Below are 18,001 nucleotides of genomic sequence, written 5' to 3'. Positions count from 1 at the left end.
ATCTTCATACTAAGATGCCCAGCACTGATTTAACAAGACAAAATAGGGAAGAAAATGAATAAACTCTTAGTCTGTATTACGGCCATTTTGCTGGCAGGTTGCGGTGGTAATGATTCATCAACAGATACCTCTAAACCCGATCCTATCGTTCCACAACCTACGTTACCCGCAAAAATTAACGGTACAGTAACAAATATTGCTTCTGACAATAATTCGATTACGGTCAATGGATATAACGTCAATATCGCTAATGCTAAGATTCACTATGGTCAACAGCCGTTAGAGGTTAATGCTATTCAAATGGGGATGAGGGTCAAAATTGATAATGAAGGCCAACAGGCTAAAAATGTCATATTAGATCCAAGCCTTGTGGGTGAAATCAGTTCCGTTAATCAAAATACTATTGCCGTTAATGGGATTAATTTAGTCGTTAAACCAGCGGACGCGACTCAGTATAAAGTAGGCGATTGGGTTGCGGTAAATGGTTATCCAACGGTAATGGGAGAATGGCAGGTTTATTCTATAAACCTTATCCCCAATTTTGCGTTTGCTGAAATTGAGGGACGTGTCTCTGGATTAAACAAGGCCACGCAACAATTCAATATCGGTTCGGCAGTGATTGATTATGCCAACGCACGTTTAGAAGGCAGCTTACAGGAAGGCGCATGGGTCGAAGTGGAAGGCCAGCAAAGTGGTGCTTCATTTTTGGCCTCTGAAGTCGAGGTGGAAGATACGGCGTCTTTTAACGATATGGAGCTAGAAGGGACTATTACTTGGGTCAACCAAGATAAAACGCAGTTTGAGCTTAATGCCCGTACTCGACTCTATGTCACTACAAATACTCAATTTGAAGATGGCAAGCAAGCTAACTTGGTTGAAGGCAAGTTAGTCGATGTAGATATTCAATCTATGCCGCAGGGTTTATGGGCCAGAGAAGTTGAATTTGAAACATCACATGATAATGGTGGAATACCTCCAACCTTAGGTAAAAAGTTCGAGCTAGAAGGTCTGGCGACACTGACTACCAATAATCAGCTACAAATTAATGGATTTACATTTGATATTGATGCCAGAACTCAATTCGATGACGGTTTAACCTTAGCGACACTTGACCAAAAATGGATTCAAATAGAAGGTGTTGAACTCGCAGACAACCAGTGGTTAGTGAAAGAAGTTGATCTTGAAGTGCGAAGCAATGAGCTTGATTTGTCGGGTTTAGTGATGCAAAAGACCTTGTGGGGCTATCAAGCGACTGATGCTTCATTAACGCCATTTGAAGGCAAATGGGTTGATGTCGAATGTCAGTTCGATGGCTCTAATATCCACAATTGTCGAATCGACGATTAAACACAAATAGAGAAATTAAGTGAATAAACGTGCGGTTTTAGGCCGCACGGTTTATTTGGCTTTGCCCAATCCCCAAGCTGGTTTCAATATCTTCTACACTCTGCTGTACTTCTTGGGCGATGACCTCACTCTGCTGTGAACTGGTTTGCGCTTGTTCTTTTAAACTATCCATAGTGCGAACAAATTCATCGAGATAATCGACTTGCTCTTTGGCATTTAGCGAGCCTTGTTTGGCGGTATTAGCCATTTCACTTGCTTGGTTTTGCACTGTTTGCGCCACTTGCCACAGGCTTTGAGCACGCAGTTTCTGGCTGCTGGTGGCCTGTGCTATGCCATCGACACTCTCACTGAGAGCATGATTTGATTGGGTAAGTTGTTGCAGAATTTTCACGATCTCATTCAAAGACACTTGGGTGCGTTGGCTTAAATTACGCACTTCATCGGCCACCACGGCAAAGCCGCGACCTTGCTCGCCAGCCCGCGCAGCTTCGATGGCAGCATTAAGGGCGAGTAAGTTAGTTTGCTCGGCAATATTGCCAATCACATCAATGATTTTCGATACATCCGTCACTGAGTTATTTAGGCTTTCAAGGGACGAATGGCACAGACCGACCGCGGTTTGTGTTTGCTCGGTCGCGCTCAATACCGCCTCGGCTTGTGCTTGACTCGACTGCATTTGGCGCATGGTTTCGGCGGCGCTGTCTTCCACGAGTGCCGAAGTGTGGCTCACCTCATTGGCGAGGCTGCGGATATGTTCTGTCTGTGTTTGCGTATCGGCCACAATCGTCTGGGTATGCTCTGTGTGCTGCGACAGCTGAGTAATGCGCGCCACCAGTTGGCTTAATGATTGAGAAACCTTAGTGATTTGCTGGCGCTGCGCCTCGTCTTCCTGTTCAAACCTGTGCAGTAATTGGTTGAAATGACCTGCGATTTGGCCCGTCTCGCAGCGACGATTAATATCTAAACGCTCGCGGCTGTTCGATTCGCTTAATTTCATAAAAGCTTGGTTGAGACGTTTTAGCGGTTTGACGACACGATTTTGCTGCAGGATTAAATAACCAATCGCAAACAAGGCCATGATGGAAACCATAGTGTAGAGGATTAGCTGTAACTCATATTTCAGCTGCTGGTTCTTTGCTGCCTGAGCCTCACCTAAACCAATAAGCTGTTGTTCCACATTGCTAATCGCTTGAATGAGTTGATCTTGCATCTCTTGGTTGGTTTGCAGTAATTGGTGGGTATTGGCGACTTCTTTGTTATATCGATTGGCGAGACTCAGCAGTTCACTGCGGTCACTCTCGCCGATTTCAATTTGTTCCGGTTCGCTGGCACCGAGTGCAAATTCATCTGCTTCTTGCTGTTCATATACGCCGATTAACGGCAGTGCGCTGAGGGTGTCGTGCCACGTATTTAGCTCTTTGCTGGTGCTGTCTAAAATACCCTTGAGCTGCTGATTTTTACCGATCAGATAACCATCGGTCAGTTGGGAAAGTTGGTAGACGATAGAAGGTAAATCGCGGCTCAATTGCAGATATTGTTCGGCGACCGCCGCATTTGTGGTTAAGCCTTTATCGGCATAACTGCCCAGACGACGGTTATAGTCGAGCATTTCAGATTCGGCGTGGGCGAGCAGTTGCCTAGGGTTGCCAGCGAGTTTACCCGCGGCGCGGTACTTGGTATCTAAATCTTGAATGAAGCTACTTAGGCTGGCTTGCAAGTCATTGTCGGTAGCGCCCATGGCTGCGAGGTTAGGCTGCGTGAGCTGGTTTTTAATGGCGCTGAGTTTGGTTTTCGCTTGTTCAAGTTGGCTAGCGTTGCCACTGGCTAAATAGCCATCGAGATCGCGGCGTACACCGACGAGAAAATCCTGCTGAATAGCTTGTAATGTAAGTGTTTGTTGCTCAATTTGTTGCCGCTGATCACTGCTCCACAGCACTACGGCTGCTAGCAATCCCGCGAGCAATAACAACAGGGCAGAAGCAGAAAGCGACAGCGTTGAAATTTTCATTTTGCAATCTTCATAATGGTCAGAGCCAGTAACTGTGCTGAGTTTATGAATTTAAGGTGACATTAATATGACAAGTGCTCACTTGGATGTCAGCGTTGTCATTTGATTTGCAAATATGTGATCTCGCGTTATTCCAGCGGCAGCCACACTTGGGCTTTTAAACCGCCTTCGGCGCGGTTGGAGAGTGTAATTTGCCCTTGGTGTCTATCGATAATCCGTTTGATGATGGCGAGGCCTAGGCCCGAACCAACACTACCACGGGCGATATCACCTTGGGTAAAAGGTTGAAATAGTTTGGTAATTTGTGACTCATCGATCCCTGGGCCGTTATCTTCAACGCTAAAACCGATACGTTTACCATCGAACTGTGAGCTAATGCGGATCCAGCCAGAACCATAGCGAAAGGCATTTTCGACTAAGTTACTCAGTACCCGCTTGATGGCAATCGCTTGGAATTGGGCTTCTGGGCAGTCAGTTAACACCACTTCAATTTCGCCGGAGCGATTGGCCTCTGCTTGAGCGACATCTTGAATAAGTTTATTGATTTGGCCTAGCTCACGGCTGGTTTCCTGATCTTGGCGAATATACGCAATAAACTGGCTGATGATGGCGTCCATATCTTCGATATCATTGACTATGCCATCTTTAAGATATTGATCTTCCTCAACCATCATCTCAGAGGCGAGGCGAATACGGGTGAGCGGTGTGCGCAAGTCGTGGGAGATCCCCGCCATCAATAGCGCTCTGTCCTGCTCCAGTTGCTTCATGCTGTGCGCCATCTGGTTGAAAGCATTGGTAACTTCGACAATTTCACTCGAACCTTTTAGCGGCAAGGGATCGGGAAATTCACCGCGGGAGACTGAAATCGCGGCTTTTTGTAATCGCCTAAGTGGGCGGTTTTGCTGGCGAGCAAACCACCATCCCCCAGCGACACTAAGTGCGCCAATCACCATTAAATAAAGGGTGAGTGGCGAAAGATCTGAAACATTTTGGCCGATAAGTGGCACTTTTATCCAAATCGAGGGCGCCTGTGGTGGACGGATCCAAATCTGTAATACGCTGCCATGGGTGACGCGGACTTCAGCATCGCCGCCAAGATATTCCGACATCTGCGATGACCAGAAACCATAGTAAGTGGCTTGCTCAATACCCGCTTCATGTGCTTGCTGTTGATTGTAGATTTTCATGCCATCGTCGTGGACTTTGGCATTAAGGGCATCGACTATGGTTAAGTGTTCGCGGCCAATATCTATACCGTCGACAAACAGTAATTTGACTTGGCGAGCGATTAACTGATTGATTTGTTGGTAACTTGGCTTAAGTACATAGACGGCGACCGTGACGTAAGACACCAGCTGATTGATCAGTAATAGGCAACCAATCAGCATCACGGTTTGACTAAATGCGCTGCGAGGAACAAACCGCCACCAAAACTTAGGTTTCATCGTGGGCTCAATAACCGCAGGAGATTAAGATGGCAGCGCGGCTCATCGACGCGCGGCACCATCGGGTACAAACACATAACCTAAACCCCAAACCGTTTGAATGTAGCGAGGATTCGCGGGATCTTTTTCGATTAAGCGGCGCAGACGTGACACTTGCACGTCGATGGAGCGTTCTAGCGCCGAATAATCGCGGCCACGGGCGAGGTTCATCAACTTATCCCGAGACAAGGGTTCGCGTGGATGGGTGACGAGCACTTTAAGTACGGCAAACTCACCGCTAGTGAGCGCAATCGATTCGTCGCCGTGGTACATCTCACGGGTCGCTAAATCCAGCGAGAACTCACCGAAGCTAATCTGTGCTTCCTGCTGAGCTGGCGCACCGGGCACATCTTGGGTTTGGCGACGCATCACGGCTTTGATCCGCGCAAGTAATTCCCGTGGATTGAAAGGTTTTGGTAGATAATCGTCAGCGCCCAACTCTAAACCAATAATGCGGTCGACTTCATCGCCCTTGGCCGTCAGCATCACGATCGGAATAGGGTTACCTTGCTGGCGCAGCCTGCGACAGATAGACAGGCCATCTTCACCGGGCAACATCAAGTCGAGCACGAGTAAATGGAAGTTTTCGCGTTCTAATAGGCGGTCCATCTGCTCGGCATTGGCCGCGCTGCGCACCTGATAACCTTGCTCCATCAGGTAACGCTCGAGTAACGCTCGCAGGCGCATATCATCATCGACGACGAGGATTTTCGAGGTTTCTTGTCCCATGGGATGTCCCTTAATTGCTCAGATTGGTGCTTATTCTACTGATGAGAAACAGTTAAGATTAACCAACTGGCTGAAATTGAAAACGAATCTGCCTAATATAGCCGCATTCAACCAAGGCGACTAGCTCACCTTAGTAACTTGAATGCGATAAATGCTGACATTGATTGCCCAATGTTAATACTAAGCAAATGAAATTGCATGGGAATACTCGCGTTTATTCACGCTATAGCTGAAATTGTAACTAAATTGGCATCAGCAAAAGAGGTGATTTAAAAGCCATTATGCACAGAGATGATTTAGTGGATAGAAATAGTACACATACTTTGATGAATGTACTATTTGCACGTTCAGCTCATAAAGTCATCACAGAACTAAGAACCGTTGTTAGCTCTATAACCATAAAAAGTGGTTATGGAGCCATCTATGGAAATAGAGCTCCAATCATTGATTGTTACAAGCGGTTTGAGACAGTTTATTTCCAATTAATCATATCGATTAAGGGCGTTAAATCGCTATTGGTTCCTGGACACTGAAGTAATGCTCCTGCTGTCGCTTGGTACTCAGGCTTGATGTGCTCTTGTATCCAGCCTTGAGCTCTTATTAGATCCTTACCCAGGAGCCCATAAAAACGTTGAGTATTTACAACTGGGGTATTTGGGAAAAAATCACCGCTAGTGGCTTCAATCATACTCAATAAAATGGCGTAGTTATCTTGGTTTTGGTCTGCTAGCGGATCCTCGTTTGATATCGCATTCATTAAAAGTACTGTGGTGTACTCTGGCGTGTAGACAATACCATTCTCGCCATGGTTATAATCCGGCGCGACCAGATTTTCCACATCAATATGATACACATGGCTGCCTTTATAGGTTAGATTTTCAGGTTTAATATCGTGCAGGAATATCTCCTTGCTATGTAAGGAACATAAATCTTCTAAGAGTGATTTAAAGTGAATTAAGGGAATCTTGTCCCCTTGTTCAATTAATTGTGCTACTTCAATGCCACCATTATGGGCAATCATGGTCGAATCGTTTACATAAATAGAAGGACAAATTGAAGGATGAGATCTAAGCTGATTCATTGCTAATTGGTTGTATTTATTTTTATCTATATCAAACGTGTCATTATGAATATGTAATTGCACAAATTGACTATCTTGGCGTACTAACTGTTTGTAGGTTCCTTTCCCAGCAGGATTAAATTTAGTTGGTGTTTTTGCGACTAATTCGGCTTGTGCATTATAGAAGTAGCTGCGTCCTGCCTTAGCATTTGTGAGTGATTTAATACCGACTGTATTGAGCTCTTTGTCAGCTTTTTTTTGTTGATAAGAGCGATAACTTTTTTGTATTAGCTGAGCCGCTTCGATTTTCACTCGATGGAGAGATTTTTTGACATTGTTGATCTCTGCGAATGAACTTATCGTTTTCACAGGCTTTAGCGTATCAGCTCTACGTTGGGAAAGCTTTACGATATTGAGCGTGTTAGGTATAGCTGCGAATTGATTGTAGCTTTTATAGCTGGAAAAATTAGAATAATTGCTTGTATGAATAGGCATTATCAAATCTCTGAATGGAATATTAATACTAAAATAAATGAAAATTTTATTAATGGTTAATGGCAAATGATGAATAAAAAATGATTAATTTACTTGAGTAATCCTAATTTTTACTTGTCTAAATAAACAGAGTGATTAAGTCATTCCAGTTTTACTCAGAATATTTCAGACAAAGTCTGTGTGTCCCTCTTCTACTTATTTATATAGTGATGGAGTAGATAGTTAGTTAATTGCTCACACATTTATAACATTAGTGAGCCTATGACCAGAGGAGTACCGTATGCCAATTTCCAATCACATCATCAATCCATCTTCATTCGATATCAAGAATAAAGAAGCCAGTATCGCCGCAACTGATAAACTCGAGATTAAGCAGGTGAGTAATAGACCGAGTATCAAAGAAAAGCCAGTTGCGAATAAACCGTTTCAGTTAGCTAAACCAGCCCAAGTTGCCAAAATGGCAGTTACAGTACCGAAGCAAAATGCGGATTCTAGACAGCCATTAATGCCAGCGATTCGTGATGGCGTTAAGTTGAGACCAGTAACGGCAGATCAGGAAGTACCACCTGTGACGCCCAATGCCGATACTTCATTTTTACAAGAAGTATTGAAAAAAAAGCAAGACGCTCGGATGGTTTTATCCAGCCAAAGTACTGCACCATCCACAGTGCAAGGAGATATTCAGCCTTCTGTCGCATTAACTATGGCAAGTGGTACATTGCCACCGCCACCGCCACCTTTGCCGCCACCGGCTCCGATCCTGCCAGTAGGTGCGATGGCAAGTGACGTGGTTTCGCCGTCAGGTGGAGGAAAGGACGCTTTGCTAAATGCAATTACAGGTTTCAATAAAAACAACCTTAAAAAAGCAGTTACTGGAATCAAAAATGACGATTTTCAGGCACCTGTAACAAAAAATGAGCCCATGGATGAACTCTACTCTGATGAATTACTTAAAACAGCGTCCAATATGAATCAAGCTAATAGAGAGTTGCTCTGCCAACAAATTAGTGATTATGTTGTCAATGCTATGGAGGTTAATTGGGAAGGCATTTTACTCGATCAATATGGGCAGTATGCGGATATTGATGCGTTAGAGGCGGCAATGAACGGGCAGTCTAAATCGATTTCAAGTTATTGGGCCGAAGTGAAACGTTTTCCTGATCTATGGAAGCGAGCCGATGTTGTGTCTGATCAGCCTTTCCAGACGCAGCGTAAAGGTGTTGCCACTGAGGCGATGAGTCGCCTCGATTCAGGAAAAACTCGGCTTTTCCGTTCGGATAGTAGCCGTGGCGCCATTGAGATGAAAAAAGGGGAAGCTATTTTAGATGGGGCTCGTCGCACAGCCAATCAGCTGACGACAAATGAAGAAAAGTTGAATTTACTGGGTAGCAATTACCGTCAGTCAGCACTCAAAGTTCTTACAGAAATGCCTTTTATGGAAGGATTCGCTACTAAGAATGGTAAAGATGCGCAGGCAAAGTTGGAAAAGCAATTTATGGCAAACATCCATGGAGCCGACAGTCTTAAAGCAGATATATCAAGATTCCTATCGACTCATATGAAAACTGGATTTGAAGACTTTACATTTTTAGGACAGGAGGCTTTGGTGAAAGAGCAGAGTGAGTTAATAAAAGCATTACAATTAAAACTGGGTGATTCTAACAGTTAAGCTAAACATAGTAAGTCGGGTCTAAGTAGATATTTTAGACCTGGCTTATGACTTAATGTATATAGATTTGTAAACATAAACATATGTGTACACATTAATAAATTAAGTTTCAACACTAAACTTTCCTAAAGGTAAATTTTCAATTTAAAATAATTAAGGTGAGTATAATAAAGTGTGTCATATTTTAAAGTATGAATATTTAGGTTTTTGTTAGTTATATTCTCTGTGGTTCCCGTAGTTCCTTATCACCTTCTAAGCATATCAGCGCAATGCACTGTAATCTTAATAATTAGTATTTACATTCGGCAGATTGATACATTTAGTTTCGTTTGTTTTTCCATTGTATTCAAAGCTGCAAAAGGCCCGCACCTTGTTTTTTGAGTGTGTTTTTTTCGATTTTTTTCTGGTTAATTCATCTTTTTTTGGCGATTTTTTATTACTTTATTCTGAAAAAAAGACCACAATGTAACTCTGAGTTAATTTTTTGATGAACGAGTAATTCTTAGGAGGAATAGCAATGGCAAGAAACTATGCGTTAGGAAATCAGATGGTTTTTGATGTGCTTAAAAGACAGGTTAGCACTGAGGATAATGTAGTTAGCATAGGTGGACGTGAGGCTGTAATATTAAAACTACTATGTGATCATGTAAATGAAGTTGTAGGTAAGGAGTATATACAAGAAAAAGTTTGGGGTAAGGTTTTCGTGAGTGAAACATCATTGACCAAAGCCATTTCCAATTTAAGAAAATCTCTTGCGCAATTTGATAACTTAGCGTGCGAAATAAAAACCATTTCTAAAGAAGGTTATATACTGATTCTGGATGAAAGTGTTTCAGGCGTTTTAATTGAAGAGGAATATCCGATTTTTGAGATAAAGAATATTAAGCAGAGTCGTAAAGAATCCTTAAGTAATATCAATGTTTCTCCATATTCAATCGAACGAAATTTATCAATTCGTACTGACATACCAATGAGAAATATATATTTTTTATTGGTATGTTTTTTCTCTGCTCTTCTTGCATCCATGTTAACAGTAGGAGCAATAGTCGTTTTCAATAAGTTTTTTTAAAATTATATTTCACGTAAATTTAAACTTATGCGTGCCAAGATTAATATTGGTTGACTTTTATTATTTAAAATAAGAGTTGATTCAATCTAAAAGATTTTTTAGTGTAATTTTTCACGTTCAAATTCAACCTTGAAACGAAATGAAATCATACGCAAGATTGTCTTAAATATTCTACTAGTATTCTATAATTTATGGGCTTCTCTACAGAGATTTGAGCCAAGGATAAGGCTTTTTTTGCTCCTTAAAGTCACTTTTACATCTTGGTATAAGCGCGATTGTTGGTTGTTATACATGTCGTTCGGTGATAGTTATTTTTTACGGATTTTTTCATAAGTAATCTGGTGATATTGATGTGCAGGATGATGGATAATTAAAGCTTAACCTCTAGGAGATATTATGCTTTCATTAAACAAACTAGCTGCATGCGGACAGACTGAAACATCTGAAATCATGGATAAAAAAAATATTGATTTAGATGTCAAAAAAATTTCCCACATTGAGAATAAAGATCCCATTGTTTCTTTAAGTAAATTGTTGAGTCCAAAACCTTATCAAAAAGTAAAAGTAGAACTAAAAAGCGGCAGTGAAATTTTTTCTTCTTTAATTAAAAATAAATTAATAAATGGTAAAAGTACTGCATCTGAACGGGCTCTCGATGCAATGGCATCTAGTTTAACTAATATTCTTAATACGGCAACAGATGATGTAGATCTAAGTGGGAAGAAGGTATATGTGAAAAACTTTCTTCAATGCGATCAAAGTAAGCCTGTCAAAGTGACATCTGATCAATTTACACTTGTGCATAAAGCAGAGATCTTTTCACGGTTATCAGTATGTTTTGATGGGTTTATGAATTCTAACCAAAGTGATTTATCTGAACGTTTGAACACAATCAGAGACAAATTATCAAAAAATGAAAAATTGAATGAAAGTGAAGAGAAACACTTATTTGAAAAATTAACTAAAGATGCATTGAAGGACACTCAAGGTAATAACCTTTATACAAACAAACTCTTGAAACCAGAAAACTTAGTGTTAGAGTTTCCTGGTGATGCTGCGGTTGTTAAAAATGAAACTGAAGCAAGAAATAATAAGATATTAGTTGAGAATTTTGGCTTTCCTAGCAGCCTTTTAGATAGACCAAGCGCTAAGCTCCATGAAACCTATGCATTAAACGCATTTATGAGTGAAAAAGGTGAGCCAGTTACTTTAGGTCAGCTTTTTGGTGGTGCCTTGCAAGGTATTATGCGGGACCCTGTCGATTCCAGTAAAAGTAAAAGTGGCTTATTTAATGAGGGGATTTTAGCTTCTGGGGGGTTACATTTTGATTTTAAGCCTAACGAAAAAATGTATCAAAATAATATCGATACGTTAGGCCAAGATATACTTGATTTAGCTGTAAACCTCAATATGGATAATTTCAGCCGTCCTGATATGGAGGGTTTCACTGCAGGTGTATCTGGAAATGCTCTGCATTATACCATTCAGACAGCTAAACTCTGTCGTGCCACTAATGCTACATTTAATTTCGAACAAGTGCTTGATGTATGCTTAGACCACTTAGTTGGTGATAGCGTAAAGCAGCCTGTGCATCATAGTTTACCTGAAGTGATACAGGGGGCATATATAGCCAATATGCTAATAAATAAAGGTGTATTGGATAAAAATGATAAAATTATGAAGCATGATGAAATGTATAGTAGTTTAAAGAGTGCCATTTCTGATGCAGATAAAAAAATCACAGACTTGATGGCAACGACTTATCGTAGGTAATGAGTTAGTCTCTGGCATTAATTGATATCACAATGTCTCAGTGTTAATAAAAAACCACTTTTAAAAGTGGTTTTTTATTGCAGATGTTATTTAAGGTGTGGTTAATGTTTTTATATTTATAAACTAAATCCATTTGTAGTATGAGAATAATATTAATGTATATGTTGCATAGTCATTGATTGTATTCTTCGTGGAAGATGGTGTGCTTTTCATCAACAAATTTAGAGGTGTATATGTCATTTATCATAATTCCTTCCTTGCGAGAAAAGCTTGGGTTAAATATATCATCGAGTGAATTAAAAAAGTTGGATGTAAAAAGTGTTCGTAATGTGGATATTTTACGCTTAAAGCAAACTTTGATAAGGAGCCTGAATATACAAAAAAGGGAAGTAATAGCAACATTTTTAACTAAGCTAGCTACACCACAAAAACTACTACTACCAAGACCAAGGTTGAAGCCACAACTGCAGCATGAAGTTCTGCCATTGCATCTAGCACTGTCAAGTCATGTTGATTCAATAAACATCCGTCATCCAGAAACAATATCTCAATTAAAAGAGGAGGCTAAGGCGGGAAAATATGAAAAATTTGAGGGGACAAATCGAGAAGTATTTATCGATAAAAAAACAGGGAGAGGGTATAAGATCTTTAAACAAGATAGTACGTGGGGAGCGTTAACTAATGCCGACTTAAGAGTAAATGATGTATATCGTAATCATAATTTCTATGATGGTAAGTATGCAATTTTTGCGAACAATGACCTTATTACTATGAGGGATGATAGAGTATGGGGCTCTCCACGAGTAAGAGTGTTTACTTTTCAAAAAATACCAGGTGCAAAACATCTAGATAATCATGAAAAAATTCCATATTCAGTGCTGGTTATGATGGAACAAGCAGGTTTTAGACCCTTTGATGTAAAGCCTGATAATTTTATGAAAGTCAAAAATTCACATGGAAGATATGACTATCTGCCTATTGATGCAAAACAGATAGGATTAACGAGGAGCAATAGCGAACGCTCTAGGGAGGTTCGTGAGTTTAAGCAACAACATGGTCCTTATTATTATGGTCAACGTTATGTTGATTATAATAAGTAATTGATAATTTATGATAAATTTTCAGTATTTGGAATGTTGATAAGGTGCAATCCATGGCCTGGTGTTTTACATGAAATTGCGAATGTAACAAATTCTATAAACAAGTTTAATTGCAAGAATTTTTTTACAAATTATTTCAAAAGTTATCAAATGAACCAGATAGTGATGATAGGGATAATATTTTTTATAACTAGATAATTTTGGAGTATAAATGTCTATCGGTATTGATTTTAATAGAGCCCTGTTCAATTTAAATGTATCATCTCGTGAGTTAAATAAGTTGGAGAGAATAGATGTAAAAAAAATATCGGCTATTGATATAAACAGATTGGGAAAAACAATTTCAAAAACTCAGAGTAAAGCTAAGCAAGCTACTATAATTAAAATATTGAATAAGGCAGGTCAGTTTAATGAGGATGGAATTCATATTTTAAGTAAGTATTCCAAAGATGAAGTTATCAATGTCAAGCAACACATACAAGATGGGAAAATCACTGGTAATAATCAGGTTTTCATGATGAGAAACGTTGAAAATACTCCAGTTAATAATGTGTTTGATATCCGTTCAAAGGAAATGATTGATGACTTTATATTCGGTTTTTCTCAAAAAAAAGCAAAGCCTGATATATATGCTTTATTGAATAAGGTAAAGTTTGAAAAACACGTAAAACCTATTTTTAATGCTCTACCTTGTAATGAAAGAGATGCTATCAATTTCTATATAGGGAATAGAAATGGCGAAAACTTACAAAATCCAGAACGGTTTAATGGGATTTTTTTTAGTGACTTAAACTCATACTTGAGGGGATATGAGGTGAGTGAGGATATGAGGGAAAGAGTTAATTCTATTGCGACTGATATGTACTCTGGATTAATGAAATTACCAATTGGAGAAAGTAGCACTATTAGCTATCGAGCAATAGATGCAAAAGGGGTGGCTGGTTTTGAGGCTTTGAACGAAGGAGTGGGTTTCTTTGATTTCGCTCCAATGTCATCCTCAGAGAATCAAGATTTTGTAAGAGGTTGGTTCAAGACAAGAATGGCAAACTATCCAGTTGAGAATCCTGCTGTATTTATTTTAGAAGGAAATCCTATCAATACAGGAGTATTAACAAATAAATCTGAAGTTATATATCCATCAGGTACAAAGTTTGAAATAATTCATTCAGATGTTAGGGATGTCAAGTTAATGGAAGGGTATGAAAGGAGTATGAAGTTTTTTGTTGTCCGGCAATTAGATCATAATAATGGTATTTTTATTGATTTAGCTTCAGGTAGAAAAGAATCATCTGACACAATAGCAATGAAATTAACAGATCTAGGGCTTGTTCGCTAGTTTCATTTAATGGTAACACTCATTTAATTATGGATCACTATTGATGGTCCATTTTAGCTATATAAAAATATTAAATATTTCTTAATGATCTTTAGTTCATTCGATGAAATATTTAACCCTAGAGTAGACCATAATTAAGTTAGAGCAAGTTACATGTCTTAGTACGACTCAGCGTGATTCAATGCTCAAAGCATCTGAGATGCTAATCATTTTGACTCACTAATATACACATGTAGTATTTTAATAAATCTATTTTAATCAATCAATTAGGTTTTTACTTTCACCTGCTAACGATAAATTAATACATTAGCTGATTGTGCTTTTAATGAGCTTTTTCCGTGTTTTATCAGAAGTTTTCACTGGCTTGGTCTGGTGCAGATGGCTTATATTTTGCGCATTCTAGAGCTATCTAGAGGTTTGTGTATTAAGTAGGCATGTTAAGTAGACATGTTAAGAATTAGAAATAAACGTATGAATAACTAGGGATGTATTAAATGGCTCAACAATTATCAACTGGGTATATAAGTGGTGTTTTTGGCGGTTTAGTTAATAATGCCGACGATAAGGTCAGTACATTCATTACCGATCATACTGGAAGTGTTGATAAAGATGGAAAATTTACACCAGATAAAGATGGTACGCTTATTTTGAGTGCATCTGATTCTTTATCGCTACAACAGTTAATGGCAGATCAAAGCATTACCGCTCAAACCTCAACAACTACATTAAAATCAATTAAAGACTCTATTTCTGCAGCGGCAAGAAATATTTAACTTTAATTTTATAATGCATTATGGGCAATAGAGAGTGCTATAGATGTTGCAATTATTGAATCCAGATAATGCATTTTCAGGAGCAAATTTAATTTTGCTCCTGACTCTGATCTTGTTGTCTACCGTCTTTTTTATCTGTTTCTCTGGATATGTTAAATATAATATTGTACTTAACATCATTAAAAATGCGGTGGGTACACAACAAATTCCACCTACAATAGTAGTGAATTTACTTGCGGCATTAATGGCGCTTAATAGTATTTGGCCTGATATAAAACCCGGATTAGAGAGGGTTAAGCCATATTTTATTGAGCAGATTAATGGAGGAATAGACCCTGACGTCTTGCAATCATCCTCCCTATTTGAGGATAAAAAGCCAGAACAAGTGACGATGTATTATCTGGTCAGCAATGTATTTGAGTTTTTCCCTGAACTGTTGGCGAGGGCGCAGCGTAAAACTAATGAACTAACTGGCATTATTGACATTCCACTTAATTTTGACTCAGGGAGTGATACACTAAAATATTTTCTTGGTAATCTGATTTTAGATTTGTATCAAGGTTTCGAGTTTGGCCTAAAGCTATACATGATATTTGTGAGTATTGACTTTTTAATTGCCGTGATTCTCAGTGGTGTAGGTATGACGATGTTATCACCGACGGTAATATCGACACCTGTAAAACTCGCAGTATTTTATTTTTCTGATAGTTGGACTATTTTATTTAGAGCGCTCCAGTGATATGGACATGCTTTTATTTCCTAACTGGCTGTTATTTGCAGGATTGTTTTTATTTTTAAAAATTTATAATCCAACACGTCTTTATCTTGATAATTCGACGGCACTTGCTATTGCTGTTGGACTTGCAATTGTCATAGATTCTAGTGATTTAGGAAATATTCCAACTCCTTTTTGGGTATTAAGCGTTATTATTTTTGCTATGTTTTCATCTGTACCTTATTGGCTCAGTGGTATGGTTGGCAGTGTTATACAACAGTTATTATTGCTTAACGAACAGTCTGTACAAGATAAACGTTTTACTGATGAGTCTGAAGCGCTATCTAAGATTAGTTCTTTGATGTTTTTGATGTATGCCTTGGACTCTGGAGTGGTTTTTAGGCCTTTGCTGGCGGTGATCTCAGAGAATATTGAACAAGGTGCTAATGTTGGTTTTGATACTTTGTATTTTTACATCACTGATAGCTTAACTATGATGGCTATGGTGACTGGTAAATACATGGTTCTGTTGTTGTGTATTACTATTTGTTGTGGCTATGTTGACCTTTTTTTCAAAAAAGCTTCTTTATCTATTAGTACAACAGCAGATATTAAAGCTATCACCATGATTATTATTCTTAACCTATGGCTGTTACAAGATCAGTTTTATGTTTTTAAACAAATAATGAAAAAGGCAGGGTATGAGTAACATTAATTTATTGAATGTCACATTGAATAGTCAGCAAATTAAAACCACTTCAGAAAAGGATGCCCTTCAGTTTGAGTCAGAACTCAAAGCTGCTGGTGAAGTACATTTTAGTGAACAATTTTCCGATAGCCAAGTAAAAGTACACGCTAGTAAGCAAAATGATTATGTTACTGAAGAAGAGTTTACGATGAAAATAGTAGAGCAAGCCATTATTAATCAAAGTATCAGACAAATGAAAGTTAGTCAGGAACGTATGAAGGAGATACTTGATGAAGTCTAGAATCTTACTTATTTTCCTTTTGTTTACGGCATTTACTTGTCAGGCAAAGGTATTTATCAAGCAGTCTGATATCGATTTGAAAGGCGCCTTGGCGGCAATAGCTAAGGATATGCAGCTAAAGTTAGTTGATGATATTGAAGAAAAAAAGGCTAAACAGCCTATTACTCAAACACTCTCTGGTGACGGTCTCGATTTGTTGGACCAGCTTTCTGATGTTTATGATTTTGATTGGTATGTATATGGCGGGACACTAACGGTTCACTCTGGTCAGGCTTATATAAATCATGCATTTAAACCCAGAAATATTACACCAGCTAGCCTGCTTAAAGAATTAAAGAGTACGTTCAGAGCCAATAATACGACGAAAATTGAACTCGTGGGCAGTGGCAACTCTATCTTTATTTCAGGAACACGTAAGTTTGTTAATGACGTTGTTGTCTACTCTAATATGATTGATAAAAATCAGTTTTTAGAGAATGGTAATAATTTGGAATTGGCACGGATCGAGTTTGATTATATATCTGTTATGGATCGCCAAATTGATTCATATGACGGTAATGTTATTTTTCCTGGTGCGCAGTCTTTAATCTCATCGGCAATTGAGAAAATTGGTCAGTTTGAGAATATTAGCGATGGAGAAATGGTTAAGCGCGCTTATAAACTAAAACTTAACCAAAATGATAAACAACAGCTTGAAGAGGATGAGTTTACCTCTAAAGTCCAGGTATTACCTGGAAGTAATGCATTGCTAGTTCGTGGTACCCCTGAGGAGATCCAGTTAGCTAAGCGTATTGCCACTCTTATTGATGTTAAACGGCAGCAGTTGCTATTTTTCCTTCGGGTTTATGATGTTTCGGTAGAACGAACTGAAGCACTAGGTGTTAATAGTTCATGGTTGAATGGCAGTCGAGGTCTGTACGATATTATCGTTCCACCCTTTACGGATACAGTAGATTTTTTCAAAAATTTTCAAGCTTTGTATACTAATAATATGGCTAGAGGAGTATATGAAACTAATCTCTTAGTCTTAGAGAACCAGCAAGGGCATTTTGGTAAAAAAGAAACGGCTACAGTTGTACTTATATCTGATAAGCAAGTATCAACTCAAAAAATTGAGGCCGAAAATAGTTTGTATGTCACTGGCCGTTTATTGCCATCAGGAAAAGTGCAGGCGAAATTTAGCTATATAGAAGAGTCACTGAGTGATGATAAGACAGAAGGCGGAGCGACTCAGGCGCCTAGAGTTAACTCTCAATCTTTGACATCAGAAGTCTATATTGAACCAGGGCAGACCGTTATTCTTGGAGGATTTGACAATACAGTGACTGATAGTGTCGAGAGTGGTGTCCCTATCCTTTCAAGTATTCCTTGGTTAGGTGAATTATTTAAGAGTAAGAAGGAAACTAAACGTAAATATAAACGTTACGTATCAGTGTCATTTAAGGTTATCTAGT

Annotated in this window: 15 protein-coding genes; 11 read left to right on the top strand and 4 right to left on the bottom strand. The window is 39.0% G+C overall.

What is annotated here, in order from left to right:
* Window positions 1–54: 54 nt before the first annotated feature.
* Window positions 55–1,347, top strand: a complete 1,293-nt coding sequence (locus KO537_RS20815) for a DUF5666 domain-containing protein (RefSeq protein ID WP_219235621.1) — start codon at window positions 55–57, stop codon at window positions 1,345–1,347.
* 37 nt (window positions 1,348–1,384) lie between these two features.
* Here the strand turns inward: KO537_RS20815 and KO537_RS20810 are convergent, their stop codons facing one another.
* From KO537_RS20810 to KO537_RS20795, 4 genes are all read right to left on the bottom strand, one after another.
* A complete protein-coding gene (locus tag KO537_RS20810) occupies window positions 1,385–3,355 on the bottom strand; it encodes a methyl-accepting chemotaxis protein (RefSeq protein WP_219235620.1) in 1,971 nt (656 codons plus the stop codon).
* A 128-nt stretch (window positions 3,356–3,483) separates the two neighbouring features.
* Entirely contained in the window at window positions 3,484–4,800 is a 1,317-nt protein-coding gene (envZ, locus tag KO537_RS20805; protein ID WP_113940234.1) for a two-component system sensor histidine kinase EnvZ, read from the bottom strand.
* 42 nt (window positions 4,801–4,842) lie between these two features.
* Window positions 4,843–5,568: a two-component system response regulator OmpR gene (gene ompR / locus KO537_RS20800; protein WP_006079507.1), complete on the bottom strand. Its 726-nt coding sequence runs from the start codon at window positions 5,566–5,568 to the stop codon at window positions 4,843–4,845.
* A 472-nt stretch (window positions 5,569–6,040) separates the two neighbouring features.
* Window positions 6,041–7,123: a hypothetical protein gene (locus KO537_RS20795; protein WP_219235619.1), complete on the bottom strand. Its 1,083-nt coding sequence runs from the start codon at window positions 7,121–7,123 to the stop codon at window positions 6,041–6,043.
* A 280-nt stretch (window positions 7,124–7,403) separates the two neighbouring features.
* Here KO537_RS20795 and KO537_RS20790 point away from each other — a divergent pair, with 280 nt between their 5' ends.
* From KO537_RS20790 to KO537_RS20745, 10 genes are all read left to right on the top strand, one after another.
* Window positions 7,404–8,792 carry a WH2 domain-containing protein gene (locus KO537_RS20790; RefSeq protein ID WP_219235618.1) on the top strand — a complete coding sequence of 463 codons (1,389 nt, stop codon included), beginning with the start codon at window positions 7,404–7,406 and terminating at the stop codon, window positions 8,790–8,792.
* 517 nt (window positions 8,793–9,309) lie between these two features.
* Window positions 9,310–9,861 carry a winged helix-turn-helix domain-containing protein gene (locus KO537_RS20785; protein WP_173497857.1) on the top strand — a complete coding sequence of 184 codons (552 nt, stop codon included), beginning with the start codon at window positions 9,310–9,312 and terminating at the stop codon, window positions 9,859–9,861.
* Window positions 9,862–10,257: 396 nt separating this feature from the next.
* Window positions 10,258–11,634, top strand: coding sequence for a hypothetical protein (locus tag KO537_RS20780; RefSeq protein WP_173248301.1), 1,377 nt, complete (start codon window positions 10,258–10,260; stop codon window positions 11,632–11,634).
* A 233-nt stretch (window positions 11,635–11,867) separates the two neighbouring features.
* Window positions 11,868–12,734 (top strand): hypothetical protein, encoded by an 867-nt coding sequence (locus KO537_RS20775; RefSeq protein ID WP_219235617.1) that lies wholly within the window; start codon window positions 11,868–11,870, stop codon window positions 12,732–12,734.
* Window positions 12,735–12,945: 211 nt separating this feature from the next.
* The gene (locus KO537_RS20770; RefSeq protein ID WP_219235616.1) at window positions 12,946–14,070 is read left to right on the top strand and encodes a hypothetical protein; all 1,125 of its coding nucleotides are present in this window, start codon (window positions 12,946–12,948) and stop codon (window positions 14,068–14,070) included.
* A 494-nt stretch (window positions 14,071–14,564) separates the two neighbouring features.
* Window positions 14,565–14,843 carry a hypothetical protein gene (locus KO537_RS20765; RefSeq protein ID WP_014620520.1) on the top strand — a complete coding sequence of 93 codons (279 nt, stop codon included), beginning with the start codon at window positions 14,565–14,567 and terminating at the stop codon, window positions 14,841–14,843.
* Between the two features lie 43 nt (window positions 14,844–14,886).
* Window positions 14,887–15,582, top strand: coding sequence for an EscR/YscR/HrcR family type III secretion system export apparatus protein (locus tag KO537_RS20760; RefSeq protein ID WP_168826332.1), 696 nt, complete (start codon window positions 14,887–14,889; stop codon window positions 15,580–15,582).
* Between the two features lie 7 nt (window positions 15,583–15,589).
* Entirely contained in the window at window positions 15,590–16,267 is a 678-nt protein-coding gene (locus KO537_RS20755) for a type III secretion system apparatus protein VscT2 (RefSeq protein ID WP_242068364.1), read from the top strand.
* Window positions 16,260–16,547: a hypothetical protein gene (locus KO537_RS20750; protein WP_219235615.1), complete on the top strand. Its 288-nt coding sequence runs from the start codon at window positions 16,260–16,262 to the stop codon at window positions 16,545–16,547. Before KO537_RS20755 ends, KO537_RS20750 begins: the two co-directional genes overlap by 8 nt.
* On the top strand, window positions 16,537–18,000 hold the full coding sequence (locus KO537_RS20745) for a secretin N-terminal domain-containing protein (RefSeq protein WP_168826338.1): 1,464 nt from the start codon (window positions 16,537–16,539) through the stop codon (window positions 17,998–18,000). Before KO537_RS20750 ends, KO537_RS20745 begins: the two co-directional genes overlap by 11 nt.
* The last annotated feature ends 1 nt before the right edge of the window (window position 18,001 follow it).

It is taken from the genome of Shewanella sp. NKUCC01_JLK, from assembly GCF_019345615.1.
In the GTDB taxonomy this organism is placed as follows: Bacteria; Pseudomonadota; Gammaproteobacteria; order Enterobacterales; family Shewanellaceae; genus Shewanella; species Shewanella oncorhynchi.
The sequence above is the reverse complement of the archived record's forward strand: the minus strand, read 5'-3'. Positions and strand labels throughout refer to the sequence as shown.